This window comes from Nocardia canadensis (assembly GCF_032656385.1).
GTDB lineage: Bacteria > Actinomycetota > Actinomycetes > Mycobacteriales > Mycobacteriaceae > Nocardia > Nocardia canadensis.
Window position 1 is genome coordinate 155,288 of record NZ_JAVCWB010000004.1, and the last position, 15,238, is coordinate 170,525.

The window sequence follows — 15,238 nt, forward strand, 5'->3', positions numbered from 1 at the left end:
GTGCGCCCATGAGTGGGTCGATACATCGCACCGAACCGCATCGTGTGCTGCGCACGGAGGTGCGGGCGGCGCGACGCAGGCTGTCGGGCCGGGTGCGCAAGACCCCGGTGTTCCATACCACCGTCGACGGCCCCGACGGCCCCGTGCCGGTCTCGCTGAAACTGGAATTCCTCCAGCACGGTGGCACCTTCAAGGTGCGTGGCGCGCTCAACGCGCTGCTGGCCGCGGGCAAGGATGTCGATCATGTCGTCGTCGCCTCCGGCGGCAATGCCGGGATCGCGGTCGCGCTGGCCGCCGCGCAGCTGGGCAAGGCCTGCACGGTGGTGGTGCCGGAGTCGGCGCCGCACACCAAGGTCGCCGCGATGTGGGCGCACGGCGCCGAGGTGCTCTGGCACGGCACGAGCTACGCCGAAGCGCAGCTGCGGGCCGTGACATTGGCCGCCGAACGCGGTGCGCAACACCTGCACGCCTACGACATGCCCGCCGTCGTGGCGGGAGCCGGGGTGATCGGCCTCGAACTGGAAGAACAGGTGCGCGGGCGGCCGCCGGTGCTGGCCGCGATCGGTGGCGGCGGGCTGATCGCCGGCCTCGGTGCCGCGCTGGGCAGACGCAGGCAGATCGTCGGCGTCGAGTCCGAGCACACGCCTGCGCTGTCGGCCGCGTTGGCCGCGGGCAGGCCGGTCGACATCGACGCGCAGTCCAGGGCCACCGAGTTGCTGTGCGCGACCAGGGTGGGCGAGATCGCCTTCGACATCGCGCGCAGGCACCGCATGCCCGCCCTGTCGGTCGCCGACGACGCGATCACCGCGGCCAGGGAGTACCTGTGGCGCGAATTCCGCGTCGTCGTCGAGCTGGAGGGCGCCGCCGCGCTGGCCGCGGTGCAGAGCGGCGTCTATCGACCGGACCCGGGCGTGCGTCCGATCGTCGTCCTGTGCGGGGCGAACACCGAACTCCCGGTGCTCTGACACAGGAGATCTCCACAACCGTCGAGGTTGTCCCCAGTTGCGTCCGCGTCCGACCGTTCGGCCGACGGTGAGTCCATCCTGGGGAAGTCAGCACAACAGCGACCGAGCGGGGGCGGATTCGATGTACGAGGCACAGGCGACGGTGATCGGCACAGTGGTGACCCATCCGGTCCGGCGTGACTCGCCAACGGCGAACAGGTGGTGACCTTCCGAATGGCGAGTAATGCGCGCCGGTTCGACGCCGCGGCCGGGGGATGGGTGGACAACGGCACGTATCGCGGCAAGGACGGCACCGAGCGTCGGGATCTGGAGATGCGCGCGGTCGCGGTCGGCCCTGATCTGGGACGGTGCAGCGCGTCGGTGGTGCGGCGATCCGATGCGGCACGCTCCGCGTCGCACACCGTGCGGAATATTTCGGACCGGCGCGGCGCTGTACCACCGATCCCCGCGCAGGACGCGGCCGAGTATGCGCCGACGGTACCGACTGCCGTAGCCTCTACGACCGCGGCGGATTCCCTCCCGGCGCGATCGCCGGTTGCGGTGCCGATCTCCGGTACGCCCGAGCGGGTCGACGCCTGAGGGTCGCATCCGCGGCACCGGCCCGCTCCGCATCTCACCCCCGTTACCCGCACCGATAGGCTTCCATATATGGCTGAGTTCATTTACCAGATGATCAAGGTTCGCAAGGCGCACGGCGACAAGGTCATTCTCGACGACGTGACGCTGAACTTCCTGCCCGGCGCCAAGATCGGTGTGGTCGGCCCGAACGGCGCGGGTAAGTCGTCCGTGCTGAAGATCATGGCGGGGCTGGACCGGCCGAACAACGGCGAGGCGTTCCTCGCGCCCGGCGCCACCGTGGGCATCCTCATGCAGGAGCCGCCGCTCAACGAGGAGAAGACCGTCCGCGGCAACGTGGAGGAGGGTCTCGGCGAGGTCAAGGTGAAGCTGGATCGCTTCAACGAGATCGCCGAACTGATGGCCACCGACTACTCCGACGAGCTCATGGACGAGATGGGCAAGCTGCAGGAGTTCCTCGACCACGCCGACGCGTGGGATGTGGATTCCCAGCTCGAGCAGGCCATGGACGCGCTGCGCTGCCCGCCGCCGGACGAGCCGGTCACCAACCTCTCCGGTGGTGAGCGCCGCCGGGTCGCGCTGTGCAAGCTGCTGCTGAGCAAGCCCGACCTGCTGCTGCTCGACGAGCCGACCAACCACCTCGACGCCGAGAGCGTGCTGTGGCTCGAGCAGCACCTGGCCGCCTACCCGGGCGCCGTGCTGGCCGTCACCCACGACCGGTACTTCCTCGACAACGTCGCCGAGTGGATCCTCGAGCTCGACCGCGGCCGCGCCTACCCGTACGAGGGCAACTACTCCACCTACCTGGAGAAGAAGGCCCAGCGGCTCGAGGTCCAGGGCAAAAAGGACCAGAAGCTGCAGAAGCGCCTCAAGGAGGAGCTGGCCTGGGTGCGCTCCGGCGCCAAGGCCCGGCAGGCCAAGAACAAGGCCCGCCTCGGTCGCTACGAGGAGATGGCCGCGGAAGCCGAGAAGCACCGCAAGTTGGACTTCGAGGAGATCCAGATCCCCGCGGGTCCGCGCCTGGGCGACATCGTGGTCAACGTCTCGCACCTGGACAAGGGCTTCGGCGATCGTCAGCTGATCAAGGACCTGTCCTTCACGCTGCCGCGCAACGGCATCGTCGGCGTGATCGGCCCCAACGGTGTCGGTAAGACCACGCTGTTCAAGACCATCGTCGGACTGGAGGCGCCGGACAGCGGCGAGGTGAAGGTCGGCGAGACCGTCAAGCTCAGCTACGTCGACCAGAACCGCGCGGGCATCGACCCGAACAAGAACGTCTGGCAGGTCGTCTCCGACGGGCTCGACTTCATCGAGGTCGGCAACCAGGAGATGCCTTCGCGCGCCTACGTCAGCGCGTTCGGCTTCAAGGGCCCGGACCAGCAGAAGCCGGCCGGGGTGCTCTCCGGTGGTGAGCGCAACCGCCTGAACCTCGCACTGACCCTCAAACAGGGCGGCAACCTGATCCTGCTCGACGAGCCGACCAACGACCTCGACGTCGAAACCCTCAGCTCGCTGGAGAACGCGCTCGAGCAGTTCCCCGGCTGCGCCGTCGTGATCTCCCACGACCGCTGGTTCCTGGACCGCACCTGCACCCACATCCTCGCGTGGGAGGGCGACAGCGACAACGACGCCAAGTGGTTCTGGTTCGAGGGCAACTTCGAGGCCTACGAGGCGAACAAGGTCGAGCGCCTCGGTGCCGAAGCGGCGCGCCCGCACCGCGTGACCCACCGCAAGCTCACCCGGGACTGATCCCGAGGGTTTGCTGCGACGGCCCGGCGGAACGATCCACGATGATCGGCTCGCCGGGCCGTCGGCGTCAACGCGCGAAAACGACTGGCAGCGGCGCCTTCCGCGGCGTTCACCGAACGTTGGCCAAGTTACCGGCGCGGCAAGCGCAAATTCCCTCCGCGTGTCCATGGAGCCCCGACTAGTCTCGAATTTGCGTCACCTGAGTTGCGGAATCGAAGCGAACCGAATCCATGGGAGTGGGCGAAACGATGACGGTCTCGTCGGAAATGTCGAGCGCGGCGTGGGCCGCGGGAATACCGCAGAGCTTGCGCGGTGATCTCGCGACACTCGAAGGGGCGTACTTCCGACACGTGGACGCCGGCGACGCGGACTTCCCGGTCACCGGCATCAACCAGATCTTCCGTCGCCACATGGAATTGGCCGCCGAACGTCCCGCGGACACGGCGCTGGTGCGGGTCTACCATCCCGACGACGGGTCGGGCATGGGCGCGGCGGCGCAGCTGGTCACCGACGACATGCCCCTGCTGGTCGAGTCGATCACCGCGGCGCTGAGCCGGATGCAGGTGAGCGTCACCGAGGTCATCCACCCGATCTTCGAGGTCACCCGCGACGCGCACGGCGTCCTGATCAGTGCGGCACCGCACGAGGTGGACGGCAACGGCGCGACCGGCAAGCCGGAGTCGTGGATGCATCTGCAGCTGCATCCATCGACCGGGCGGGCCCAGCTCGATCACATCGAGCGCACCCTGCCCACCGTGATCGCCGACGTCCGTCAGGTGATCGACGACACCGAGGCGATGACCAGGGTGCAGAGCTCCCTGGCCGACCAGCTCGATCGGACCGCGGCCGCGGGCTCGGCCCCGTTCCCCGCCACCGATCTGGCCGAGTGCGCGGAGCTGCTGCGCTGGCTGTCGCGCGGCAACTTCACCCTGCTCGGTTATGCGCGCTATCACCGCGACACCGAACTCGGCCACACCGTGTCCACCCCGGTGGCCGGCGCGAGCCTCGGCGTGCTGCGTGCCGACATCGGCACCGACTTCCAGGTGCCGATCAACGGCGGCGACCGCCCGCTGCTGATGCTCACCCAGGGCCTGGTCCGCGCGACCGTGCACCGCTCGGTGTACCCGTACTTCGTCGGCGTCGCCGACGTGGACGACGCGGGCGCCGTCGTCGGCGTCCATCTGTTCATCGGCGTGTTCACCGTCAGCGCGGTGCACGAGAACGTCCTCGACATCCCGGTCATCAACACCAGGGTGCGCACCGCCATCGAGGCGGCCGGATTCGACAAGGACTCGTTCTCCGGGCAGGCGATGCTCGAGGTGATCGAGTCGTTCCCGCGCACCGAGCTGTTCTCGGCCGACACCGAGGCGATGCGCCGCACCGCGGTGGCGGTGCTCGGGGTGGGCCTGCGCAGGCAGGTGCGCCTGTTCCTGCGCAGCGACCGGTACGGACGGTTCGTGGCCTGCATGGTGTACCTGCCGCGCGATCGCTACACCACCGCGGTGCGCCTGCAGATGCAGGAGATCCTGGTCCGCGAGCTCGGCGGCGCCGACATCGACTACTCGGCGCGGGTGAGCGAAAGCGAGCTCGCCAGTGTCTATTTCACCGTGATGCTGCCCGCCGAGGCCACCACGGCGCCGGACACCTCCGAGGACAATCGGCTGCGCCTGCAGACGCTGCTGAACGCGGCCAGCCACACCTGGGACGATCGGATCGACGACGAGGTCGCCACCTCCACCGTCCTGGACCCCGGTGTGGTGAAGCGATATTCGGAGGCCTTCCCGGAAAGCTACAAGGAGGATTTCGGCCCGGTCCGCGCGCTGGCCGACATCGGCAGGCTGGAACGGCTCACCGAGGGCGGCATCGGCCAGCACCTGTACCGCAAGCCGGAGGCCGCGCCGGGGTCGTGGCGCTTCAGCCTCTACATCGCCGGGGCGGCTGTCTCGCTGAGCCAGGTCCTGCCGGTGTTGCAGAGCCTCGGCGTCGAGGTGGTCGACGAGCGGCCCTACCAGCTGCAGCTGGAGTGCGGTGCCGAGCGCTGGATCTACGACTTCGGGCTGCAGGCGCGTCCCGAGCTGCTGCGCAACGCGCTCGGCGGCGATCTCGACGCCGAACTGCTCGAGCAGGCCACCCACGAGGACGAGCTGCACTCTCGGTTCACCGACGCCTTCGAGGCGGTCTGGGACGGCCGAGCCGAGGCGGACGGCCTCAACGAGCTGGTGCTGCGGGCCGGTCTGCCGTGGCGGTCGGTGGCGATCCTGCGCGCGTACGCGAAGTACCTGCAGCAGGCCGGTTTCCCGTACAGCCAGGTCAACATCGCGCGCGTGCTGCTGGCCCATCCCGAGGTCGCGCGGGCGTTCGTCGACCTGTTCGCCGCCCGCTTCGATCCCGACACCGTGTCGGCCGAGACCGCCGCCGAGCTGGAGACGAAGGTCAGGGCGGGCATCGACGAAGTGGTCAGCATGGACGCCGACCGCATTCTGCGCGCCATCCTCGGCCTGATCAAGGCGACCCTGCGCACCAACTACTACGTCGTCGACGCCGAAGGTCACCCCCGCGACTACTTCTCGTTCAAGGTGGAACCGCGCGAGATCGCCGAATTGCCCAAGCCGCGACCGCAATTCGAGATCTTCGTCTACTCGCCGCGCGTCGAGGGCGTGCATCTGCGGTTCGGCTCGGTGGCGCGCGGCGGTCTGCGCTGGTCGGACCGGCTCGAGGACTTCCGCACCGAGATCCTGGGTCTGGTGAAGGCGCAGGCGGTGAAGAACGCGGTGATCGTGCCGGTCGGCGCGAAGGGCGGCTTCGTGGTGAAGAATCCGCCCGCGCCCACCGGTGACCCCGCCGCCGATCGTCAGGCGAGCATCGCCGAGGGCGTCGCCTGCTACCGCACCTTCATCTCCGGCCTGCTCGACGTGACCGACAATGTCGATCTGGCCACCGGCGCGGTGCTGCCGCCCGCCCGGGTGGTCCGCCGCGACGCCGACGACACCTATCTGGTCGTCGCCGCCGACAAGGGCACCGCCAGCTTCTCCGACATCGCCAACGACGTGGCGACCCGCTACGGCTTCTGGCTCGGTGACGCCTTCGCCTCCGGCGGCTCGGCCGGCTACGACCACAAGGCCATGGGCATCACCGCCAAGGGCGCGTGGGAAGCGGTCAAGCGGCACTTCCGCGAGATGGGCATCGACACCCAGAGCCAGGACTTCACGGTCGTCGGCGTGGGCGACATGAGCGGTGACGTGTTCGGCAACGGCATGCTGCTCTCGCGCCACATCCGGCTGGTCGCCGCGTTCGACCACCGCCACATCTTCCTGGACCCGAACCCCGACGCGGCCACCTCGTACGTCGAGCGCGAGCGGCTGTTCGCGCTGCCGCGGTCCTCGTGGGCCGACTACGACCGCTCGCTGATCAGCGCGGGCGGCGGCGTGTTCGAGCGGACCGTGAAGTCGGTGCCGATCTCGCCGCAGGCCCGGCTCGCGCTGGGGCTGCCCGACTCGGTGCAGGCGCTCACGCCGCCGGAACTGGTGCGGGCGATCCTGCTCGCGCCGGTGCAGCTGTTGTGGAACGGCGGCATCGGCACCTATGTCAAGGCCAGCACCGAAGCCAACGCCGAGGTGGGCGACAAGTCCAACGACGCGGTTCGGGTCGACGGTAATCAGTTGCGGGTCAAGGTGATCGGTGAGGGCGGCAACCTCGGCGCCACCGCGCTGGGCCGGATCGAGTTCTGCCGGGGCGGCGGCAAGATGAACACCGACGCCCTGGACAACTCCGCGGGCGTGGACTGCTCCGACCACGAGGTCAACATCAAGGTCCTGCTCGACGGCGTGGTGAGCTCGGGCGACCTGGCGCAGGCCGACCGCAACCCGCTGCTGGCCTCGATGACCGACGAGGTCGCGCGGATGGTGTTGCAGGACAACGTCGATCAGAACGTGCTGATCGGCATCGCGCGCACCGACGCGCCGCAGATGGTCAGCGTGCACGGCCGTGTCATCGACGATCTCGAGCAGCGTCGCGGCCTGGACCGTGAGCTCGAGGCGTTGCCGAGCGAGGCCGAACTGAAGCGGCGTGACGAGGAGGGCCGCGGGCTCACCTCGCCCGAACTGGCCAATCTGCTCGCGCACGTCAAGCTCGGGCTCAAGGCCGATCTGCTCGACACCGATCTGCCCGACAGCGTCTACTTCGCGCGCAGGCTGCCGCAGTACTTCCCGACGCCGCTGCGTGAGCGGTTCGGCGCCGCGATCAAGAAGCACCGGCTGCGGCGCGAGATCGTCACCACGATGATCGTCAACGAAGTCGTCGACTACGCGGGCATCACCTACGCGCACCGGCTCAACGAGGAAGTCGGGGCCAGCACTTCCGACACCGTTCGCGCGTTCGCCGCGGCCACCGAGATCTTCGAACTGCACGACGTGTGGGCGCGTATCCGCGGCGCCGACGCGCCCGCGGGTGTGTGCGATCTGCTGGAGCTGGAGTCCAAGCGGACGCTGGACCGGGCCTCGCGCTGGCTGCTCAGCAACCGGCCGCAGCCGATCGCGGTGGGTGCCGAGATCAACCGATACCACCGGCGGGTGCAGGAGCTGGCGCCGCAGGTGCCGGGCTGGCTGCGCGGGCACCACGTCACCTCGCTCACCCAGGGCGCGGCCGAGCTGATCGCCCGTGGCGCGCCGACCGAGCTGGCGACCGAGGTGTTCGGGCTGCTGAGCCTGTACCCACTGCTCGACATCGTCGACATCGCCGACATCGCCGACCGGGACGGCACCGAGGTCGGTGCGCTGTACTACGCGCTCAACGAGCATCTCAAGATCGATTGGCTGCTCGAGGCGGTGAGTCACCTCGAACGCGGCGATCGCTGGCACGCGCTGGCCCGGCTCGCGTTGCGCGACGACATGTACGGTTCGCTGCGCTCGCTCACCCTCGATGTGCTCTCCGCGGGTGACCCGGAGGAGACGGCCGACGAGAAAATTGCATACTGGGAGTCGAAGAACCAGTCCCGGCTGGGTCGTGCGCGCGCGGCACTGTCGGAATTGTTCGAGTCCGGGACCCACGACCTCGCCACACTGTCGGTCGCCGCGCGACAGGTGCGGAGCATGGTGAGCGGGGTGGGCGCCCAATCGGAGGTACCACGGTGACGAGCTCGCCGAACACAGCCACGGCCGCGCCGGAGACGAACCTGGTGTTGCCCCGGCGCTTTCACGCCAAGGTCGAGATCCGCTGGTCGGACATGGACGTGTTCCAGCACGTCAACCACGCGCGGATGGTGACGCTGCTGGAAGAGGCCAGGATTCCGTGGCTGTTCGACGACGACAAGCCGACGGCGTCGATGGGGCGGCAGGGTTGTGTGCTGGTCGACCTGCACGTGAAGTACCGGGGCCAGCTGCGGCACGAGGACACCCCGCTCGACATCGCCATGTGGGTCAAGCAGTTGCGGGCGGTCGATTTCACGATCGGCTACGAGGTGCGTGCCAACGGCGCCGCCCCCGATTCGCCGCCGGCGGTCACCGCCACCACCCAGCTCGCCGCGTTCGACATCGAGACCCAGCGGTTGCGCAGGCTCAGCGACACCGAACGCGACTACCTGGCCCTGTGGCGGGCCTGACCTCCGTGAGCTCCGAACAGCGGGTGCTGCACGCTCCCGACCCGGCCGAACGCGAGAACCTGGCCACCTTCCTCAGCCGCGCGATCCGGCTCGACCCGGCCGCGGTGGTCCGGTTGCGGCGGCGGGGTTCCAGTCTCGTCTCCGCGTGGGTCGCAACAGGTTTCGAGACCCTCGCGGTGCGCACGGTCACCGCCGAACTCGGTGTCGACGATGTCACCGTCGGCGCCGATACGGTGCTGGCGGGTCTGCGCACCGGTCACCCGATCGACCTCGGCTACTCGATGGACTCGGCCTGGCGCGGTGCGCTGCCACCCGCCGACGGTTTCACCCACGTCGATGACGTCCCGGCTCGGGCACTGGTCGAGCTGGCCGAGCGCGGTGCCGATCTGGCCCGCGAGCACGGCGGGGCCCACGGCCCGCCCGCTTCGTTGCTGGACCAGTCGGTGCTCACCGTCACCGGCGCCGACGACCTCGCGGTCGAGGTCCCGATGCGGGTCGTCTTCGCCCTCACCGCCATGGACTTCATCCCGCACGCGGGGGAGAAGACCGAATCGCGCCGCATCCAGCCCACCGAACTGGTCCGCGTCCGCGCCACCCGCACCTGGCTGCGCCTCGACGCCCGTTACGGCTCCGTCGCGCGTCGCCTGGGTGGGGGGATCCCGCTGTCGCCCAGCTGAGGTCGTGCGCCGGGCTCAGACGCCCGTGGCTCCGTCGATGCGCTCGCGCAGCAGATCGGCGTGGCCGCAGTGGCGGGCGTACTCGGCGATCATGTGGGTGTAGATCCAGCGCAGGCTCACCCGGCTGTCCAGGAACGGGCTGGTGTCGTCCAGCTCGCGAGCGGCGCAATTGCGGCGGGCATGGGCGATCTCGTCTTGCCAGACCGCGACGGCCTTGTCGTAGGACGAGTCGTCGGTGAGCTCGAAACCACCGTCGTGTCCCGCGGTATCGGCGTGCGGGTCGTAGATCGGCGGCGCGGGCTCCTCGGCGAGGACTCGGCGGAACCAGTTACGTTCGACCTCGGCCATGTGCTGGAGCAGGCCGAGCAGGGTCAGCGCGGATGGCGCGGCGGCGGTGCGCAACTGGGCGTCGTCGAGGCCCTGGCACTTGAGCGCCAGCGTCGCGCGGTAGAAGTCGAGCCACGCCTCCGTGGTCGCGCGCTCGTCGGCGTTCAGGGGCGGCATCGGTCGTTCGCTCGTGGTCACGGGCGACATGGTGCCAGTGGGGTCGGACATCTCCCGGCGACAACGAGGTCGTGCGCGCGGCGCCGGAACAGGATGGTCGACGTGCGCGTGTCCGTAATCTCGGGGACGGTGACCAGCAGCGGCGCGAGGCCCGCGCCGACCATGACCCGACGGCAGTGCGACGACCAGGTCGGTGGACGCTCGCGAGTCGCCGCGTCACGGTCGTCGAGCACAGGGTGACGGCGCCGCGTCAGTGCACGCCGGCCAGTCGGAGGAGGGCGGTTGTCGCCGCCGCGACGAGCACGGTGACGAGCAGCGGCGCACGGCGCCACGCGAGGAGGCCCCCGACCGTCACTCCGGCGGGCAGGGCGATGCCGAGTTCGCCGGACCCGGTCGGGAGGGTGGCGGTCGCGACCAGTGCCGCGAGCAGAATCAGCGCGCCGGTATCGAGAAGATGGATCATCCTGGGCGACAGGCGAAGTCGATGCCGAAGCGCCGGTCCGGTCCACCGCAGCGCGTAGGTGCCCGCGGCGAGCGTGAGCATCGCGGGCAGCAGGTAGGGGGTGTTCACGACGGGCACCACCGCTGGGAGACGGGCCGAGTCCGGCCGGTCGCACAGGTCGACACGACCCTCGGCGATCCGAGCGCGCGGCCAGGACGCGCGGGGATCGACCGGGCGGGTATCAACCGCGCACCGGCGTGCCCGGGCCGAACGGCCGAGGTCAGCATGGCTGCGCCGCCGGGCTCTCGGTCTGCTCCGGTGGCCGCAGCGCGAACACCAAGCCGAGCAGGGCGATCAGCACCGGCAGGCCCGCCGGGACGAACGGGGCGGCCGCGACCGCGAGTGCGGCGCCGACCAGGACCGGGCGCAGGGTGGCGCGGTCGCGCAGGGCGGGCAGGATGAGCGCGAGCAGGATCACCGGGAACACCGCGTCGAGACCGAGAGCCGAGGTGTCGGGGACGAGCGAACCCAGGGCGGCGCCGAGGGTCGCGCCCAGCGGCCAGCTCAGGGCGACGCCGATGCCGCAGGCCCAGTAGGCGGCGCGCTTGCGCTCCTGGTCGCCGGGCGCGGTCGCGAACGCCACCGACTCGTCGTTGAGCACGTGGATGCCGAGCACCCGCTTCCAGCCGTGGCCGAAGACCTCCGGCGCCGACAGGCCGTAGGGCAGGTGCCGGGCATTGAGCAGCAGTCCGGCGACGACGGCGGCGAGCGGGCTACCGCCCGCCGCGACGATGCCGAAGAACAGCAGCTCGGACCCGCCGGCCAGCACCGTCACCGCCATCACGATCGGCATCCAGACCGGGAACCCGGCCGCGATCGTCGATGCGCCGTAGGACACGCCGAAGAGGCCGACGGCCAGGCAGGCCGCGGCCACGGCGGTGACGGTTCGCCGATCGAGTGTTCGCCATATCGAACGCATGTTTCTCATATTGAACGCGACAGGTGGGTAAAGTCAACGCGAAATCGCCAGCTCCCAGGAGGCGTTGATGGACCGGCAGGACCCGGTGACCGGACCACCCCAAGCGGTGATCGCGGCATCGCTGCGCCGCGAACGTGCGCGCGCTGGTTTGTCGCTGACCGAGGTCGCGAGCCGGGCCGGCGTCGCGAAATCGACACTGTCGCAACTGGAATCGGGCACCGGCAATCCCAGTCTGGAAACCCTGTGGGCGCTGTGCGTCGCGCTGGAGATGCCGTTCTCGCGGCTGCTCGACCCGCCCCGGCCCAATGTCCAGGTGATCCGCGCCGACGAGGGCGCGCCGGTGCCATCGGCCGACGCGGACTATCGAGTGACCTTGCTCGCAGCGGGACAGTCACACACGCGCTGCGATGTCTACCGGATCGCGGCCGAACCCGGCCATACCCGCCGCTCCGATCCGCACAACCCGGGCGTGGTCGAGCACGTGGTGCTGGCCGCCGGGCGCGCGCTGGTCGGCCCGGCGGACGAGCCCATCGAGATCGGCCCCGGCGATTACGTCCGCTACCTGGGCGATCTTCCGCACATCTTCGAGGCGCTGGAACCGGGGACCTGGGCCTCGATGGTCATCGAGAGCCCCTGACTCAGGCGGCTCCTTCGCCGAGATACTGCAACCAGATCGGATCCAGGTCGGCGGTGGTGGACAGCAGCCGCCAGTGCGGTCCCTTGGGGGAGACCAGGGGGTGGCGCAGCGTCCAGCCGAGCTCGGTGAGCATCTTGTCGGCCTTGCGGTGATTGCAGGGGGCGCAGCTGGCGACGCAGTTCTCCCACGAGTGCTCACCGCCGCGGCTGCGCGGGATCACGTGGTCGATGGTCTCGGCCTTGCCGCCGCAGTAGCCGCAGCGATAGCGGTCGCGGTGCATGAGCGCGGCGCGGGTCATCGGCACCCGGGCGCGGTAGGGCACGCGCACGTAGGTGCGCAGCCGGATGACGGAGGGAATCGCCACTTCGGCGCCTGCCGAGTGCAGGACCGGGGCTTCGGGGTTGTCGTGGACCGCGTCGGCTTTGGCGCAGATCAGCAGGACGACGGCACGGCGCGCGGACAGCGCGGTGAGCGGTTCGTAGGTGGCGTTGAGGAGGAGGACCCGGCGTTTGCGCCACGCGGCGGCGTCGTGGTCTCCGGCAAGATGCAATGGCGCGGGGTGATGCGGCAGGTCGTGATGACCGTGTGCGCCCGGATGGTGATCGGACAAGATATGCAGCGGGATAGCCCCCGAGCCACGATTGTGGACGTCGGCGGGCTGGAGTTGTCGGTGCGCGCGCGCCTCGTGTGACCGGGCGCCTGGTCGCTGCTTCATCTTGACCTCAATTTCATGATTGGCAGGATCATGTGGTATCTGGGGCCGATACTGCCCCCCAGTTGACCATGGTTCCGCCGGTATTGCACGGCTATTTTTCAAACTTTCGGGTGAACTGTGGTTGAAGGGCCACGCGTTCGTGATGCGCGGCTGCCGCCGCGTCGCGTGCCCGGTCATCGGGGCACAATGGACGCCGTGACTTCAGGTGAGCAGACAACGACCTCGTTCTACGAAGCGGTGGGTGGCGCCGAGACGTTCCGCCGCATCGTGTCCGTGTTCTATCGCGAGGTCGCTGCCGATGAGATCCTGCGCCCACTGTATCCGGAGGAGGATCTGGGCCCCGCCGAGCGTCGGCTGCGGATGTTCCTCGAGCAGTACTGGGGCGGGCCGCGGACCTATTCCGACGAGCGTGGGCACCCGCGGCTGCGGATGCGGCACAACCCGTTCGTCGTCGGCCCGCTCGAGCGTGACGCGTGGCTGCGGTGCATGACGATCGCGGTCGGGGAGATCGAGCCATCGATCCTGGACGACGCGCACCGCAAGCAGCTGATGGACTACTTCCAGATGGCGGCCGCCTCGCTGCAGAACGCGCCCGGGTGAGGGGAAGGGTGCCCCGCGTTCGCTGATGACCGGCAGGTGGCGCCGCGGTTTCGGGTCGATGCCGAGGTTTACCCCGATGTTTCGCTCCGGCGTGGCGAACGCTGGCGATTTGCCAGATTCGAAGAAAGTCTCGCGCCGTAGGAATATCCCGGGCAATCTTTGGCAATATTGCGGTTGTGACACAGACACCTGCCTCGCCGGTGCCGGGGGAAAACAGCACCGCTCCGTGGTGGACAACCGCCGTGTTCTATCAGGTCTACCCACGTTCGTTCGCCGACTCCGACGGTGACGGTGTCGGCGATCTGGGCGGCGTTCGCGAGAAGATGGGCTACCTGGAGTTACTGGGCGTCGACGCGCTGTGGATCTGTCCGGTGATGCGTTCGCCGCAGGCCGACGGCGGATACGACGTGGCCGACCCGCGCGACATCGACCCGCTCTTCGGCGGGCTGGCCGCGTTCGACGAGCTGATCGCCGAGGCACACGACCGCGAGATCAAGGTGACGATGGACCTGGTGCCCAATCACACCAGCGTCGAGCACCCGTGGTTCACCGCGGCCCTGGAGGCCGCGCCGGGCAGCCCCGAGCGGGCCCGCTATCTGTTCCGGGACGGCCGCGGCCCCGACGGGGCCGAGCCGCCGAACAACTGGCCGAGCATCTTCGGCGGCCCGGCCTGGACCAGGGTCACCGAGCCCGACGGCACCCCGGGCCAGTGGTACCTGCACATCTTCGCGCCGGAACAGCCGGACCTGAACTGGGAGAATCCCGAGGTCGCCGCCGATTTCGAGAAGACGCTGCGGTTCTGGCTCGACCGCGGGGTCGACGGCTTCCGGATCGATGTCGCGCACGGGATGGCCAAGCCCGACGGCCTGCCCGACATGGCGAAGGTCGAGACCAAGATGCTGGTCCACGACGACGACGATCCCCGCTTCAACAACCCGGGCGTGCACGCCATCCACCGCCGCATCCGCGCGGTCCTCGACGACTACCCGCACGCGGTGTCGATCGGCGAGGTGTGGGTCGACGACAACACCCGCTTCGGCGAGTACGTGCGTCCGGACGAACTGCACCTGGCGTTCAACTTCCGCCTGGCCGAGACCCCCTACACCGCCGAGGGTGTGCGCGAGGCGATCACGCACTCCCTCGACGCGGTGAGCGGTGTCGGCGCCCCGCCGACCTGGACGCTGTCCAACCATGACATCGAACGCGAGGTCACCCGCTACGGCGGCGGCCGGATCGGGGTCGCGCGGGCGCGGGCGATGACGATGGTCGAGCTGGCGCTGCCCGGGGCGGTGTTCGTCTACAACGGCGCCGAACTCGGCCTGCCCAACGTCGACGATCTGCCCGAGGACGCGTTGCGGGACCCGGTGTGGGAGCGCTCGGGCCACACCGAACGCGGGCGCGACGGCTGCCGGGTGCCGATCCCGTGGGAGGGCTCGACCACCCCGTTCGGCTTCACCACGGGCACGCCGTGGCTGCCGATCCCGGCCGACTGGGCCGACCGCACGGTGGAAGCCCAACTGGAGACCCTGCATTCGACGCTGTCGCTGTACCGGCTGGCGATCGATCTGCGTGGCACACGGCCGGAATTCGCGGGTGACCGGATCGAGTGGTACGGCAGCCCGGACGGATGCCTGGCTTTCCGCAGGCCGGGTGGACTGATCTGTGTCCTCAACGCCTCCGACGGGCCGATCCAGCTGCCGCCGGGGGAGGTGCTGCTGGCCAGCGCCCCCGTCGCCGACGACCGGCTGCCCGCGAACGCGGCGGCCTGGCTGGTCTGAGGAGGGTGGACACGCGGTTT

At 69.5% G+C, this 15,238-nt stretch carries 13 protein-coding genes; 9 read left to right on the forward strand and 4 right to left on the reverse strand.

What is annotated here, in order from left to right:
* Positions 1 to 8: 8 nt before the first annotated feature.
* The 6 genes from Q7X29_RS09495 (at position 9) to Q7X29_RS09520 (ending at position 9,563) form a co-directional block, all read left to right on the forward strand.
* A complete protein-coding gene (locus tag Q7X29_RS09495; RefSeq protein ID WP_218721527.1) occupies positions 9 to 965 on the forward strand; it encodes a serine/threonine dehydratase in 957 nt (318 codons plus the stop codon).
* 201 nt (positions 966 to 1,166) lie between these two features.
* Positions 1,167 to 1,544: a single stranded DNA-binding domain-containing protein gene (locus tag Q7X29_RS09500; RefSeq protein ID WP_316573835.1), complete on the forward strand. Its 378-nt coding sequence runs from the start codon at positions 1,167 to 1,169 to the stop codon at positions 1,542 to 1,544.
* 69 nt (positions 1,545 to 1,613) lie between these two features.
* Positions 1,614 to 3,290 carry an energy-dependent translational throttle protein EttA gene (gene ettA / locus Q7X29_RS09505; protein ID WP_218721526.1) on the forward strand — a complete coding sequence of 559 codons (1,677 nt, stop codon included), beginning with the start codon at positions 1,614 to 1,616 and terminating at the stop codon, positions 3,288 to 3,290.
* A gap of 248 nt (positions 3,291 to 3,538) precedes the next feature.
* Positions 3,539 to 8,419: an NAD-glutamate dehydrogenase gene (locus tag Q7X29_RS09510; protein WP_316573836.1), complete on the forward strand. Its 4,881-nt coding sequence runs from the start codon at positions 3,539 to 3,541 to the stop codon at positions 8,417 to 8,419.
* A gap of 41 nt (positions 8,420 to 8,460) precedes the next feature.
* Entirely contained in the window at positions 8,461 to 8,886 is a 426-nt protein-coding gene (locus tag Q7X29_RS09515) for an acyl-CoA thioesterase (protein ID WP_342800792.1), read from the forward strand.
* A gap of 5 nt (positions 8,887 to 8,891) precedes the next feature.
* Positions 8,892 to 9,563 (forward strand): hypothetical protein, encoded by a 672-nt coding sequence (locus Q7X29_RS09520; protein ID WP_218721523.1) that lies wholly within the window; start codon positions 8,892 to 8,894, stop codon positions 9,561 to 9,563.
* Positions 9,564 to 9,578: 15 nt separating this feature from the next.
* Here Q7X29_RS09520 and Q7X29_RS09525 read toward each other — a convergent pair whose 3' ends face one another.
* The 3 genes from Q7X29_RS09525 to Q7X29_RS09535 form a co-directional block, all read right to left on the reverse strand.
* Positions 9,579 to 10,088, reverse strand: coding sequence for a DinB family protein (locus tag Q7X29_RS09525; RefSeq protein WP_308248672.1), 510 nt, complete (start codon positions 10,086 to 10,088; stop codon positions 9,579 to 9,581).
* Positions 10,089 to 10,317: 229 nt separating this feature from the next.
* The gene (locus Q7X29_RS09530) at positions 10,318 to 10,638 is read right to left on the reverse strand and encodes an AzlD domain-containing protein (protein WP_316573837.1); all 321 of its coding nucleotides are present in this window, start codon (positions 10,636 to 10,638) and stop codon (positions 10,318 to 10,320) included.
* Between the two features lie 151 nt (positions 10,639 to 10,789).
* Positions 10,790 to 11,488, reverse strand: a complete 699-nt coding sequence (locus tag Q7X29_RS09535) for an AzlC family ABC transporter permease (protein ID WP_218721522.1) — start codon at positions 11,486 to 11,488, stop codon at positions 10,790 to 10,792.
* A gap of 67 nt (positions 11,489 to 11,555) precedes the next feature.
* On the opposite strand from Q7X29_RS09535, the gene Q7X29_RS09540 reads away from it, so the two are divergent.
* Positions 11,556 to 12,125 (forward strand): helix-turn-helix domain-containing protein, encoded by a 570-nt coding sequence (locus tag Q7X29_RS09540; RefSeq protein ID WP_218721521.1) that lies wholly within the window; start codon positions 11,556 to 11,558, stop codon positions 12,123 to 12,125.
* Position 12,126: 1 nt separating this feature from the next.
* On the opposite strand, the gene Q7X29_RS09545 is transcribed toward Q7X29_RS09540, so the two are convergent.
* Entirely contained in the window at positions 12,127 to 12,840 is a 714-nt protein-coding gene (locus Q7X29_RS09545; protein ID WP_255588610.1) for an HNH endonuclease, read from the reverse strand.
* Positions 12,841 to 13,026: 186 nt separating this feature from the next.
* Here Q7X29_RS09545 and Q7X29_RS09550 point away from each other — a divergent pair, with 186 nt between their 5' ends.
* Positions 13,027 to 13,440: a globin gene (locus Q7X29_RS09550; protein WP_316573838.1), complete on the forward strand. Its 414-nt coding sequence runs from the start codon at positions 13,027 to 13,029 to the stop codon at positions 13,438 to 13,440.
* A 176-nt stretch (positions 13,441 to 13,616) separates the two neighbouring features.
* Positions 13,617 to 15,218: a glycoside hydrolase family 13 protein gene (locus Q7X29_RS09555; RefSeq protein ID WP_308248670.1), complete on the forward strand. Its 1,602-nt coding sequence runs from the start codon at positions 13,617 to 13,619 to the stop codon at positions 15,216 to 15,218.
* Positions 15,219 to 15,238 lie beyond the last annotated feature (20 nt).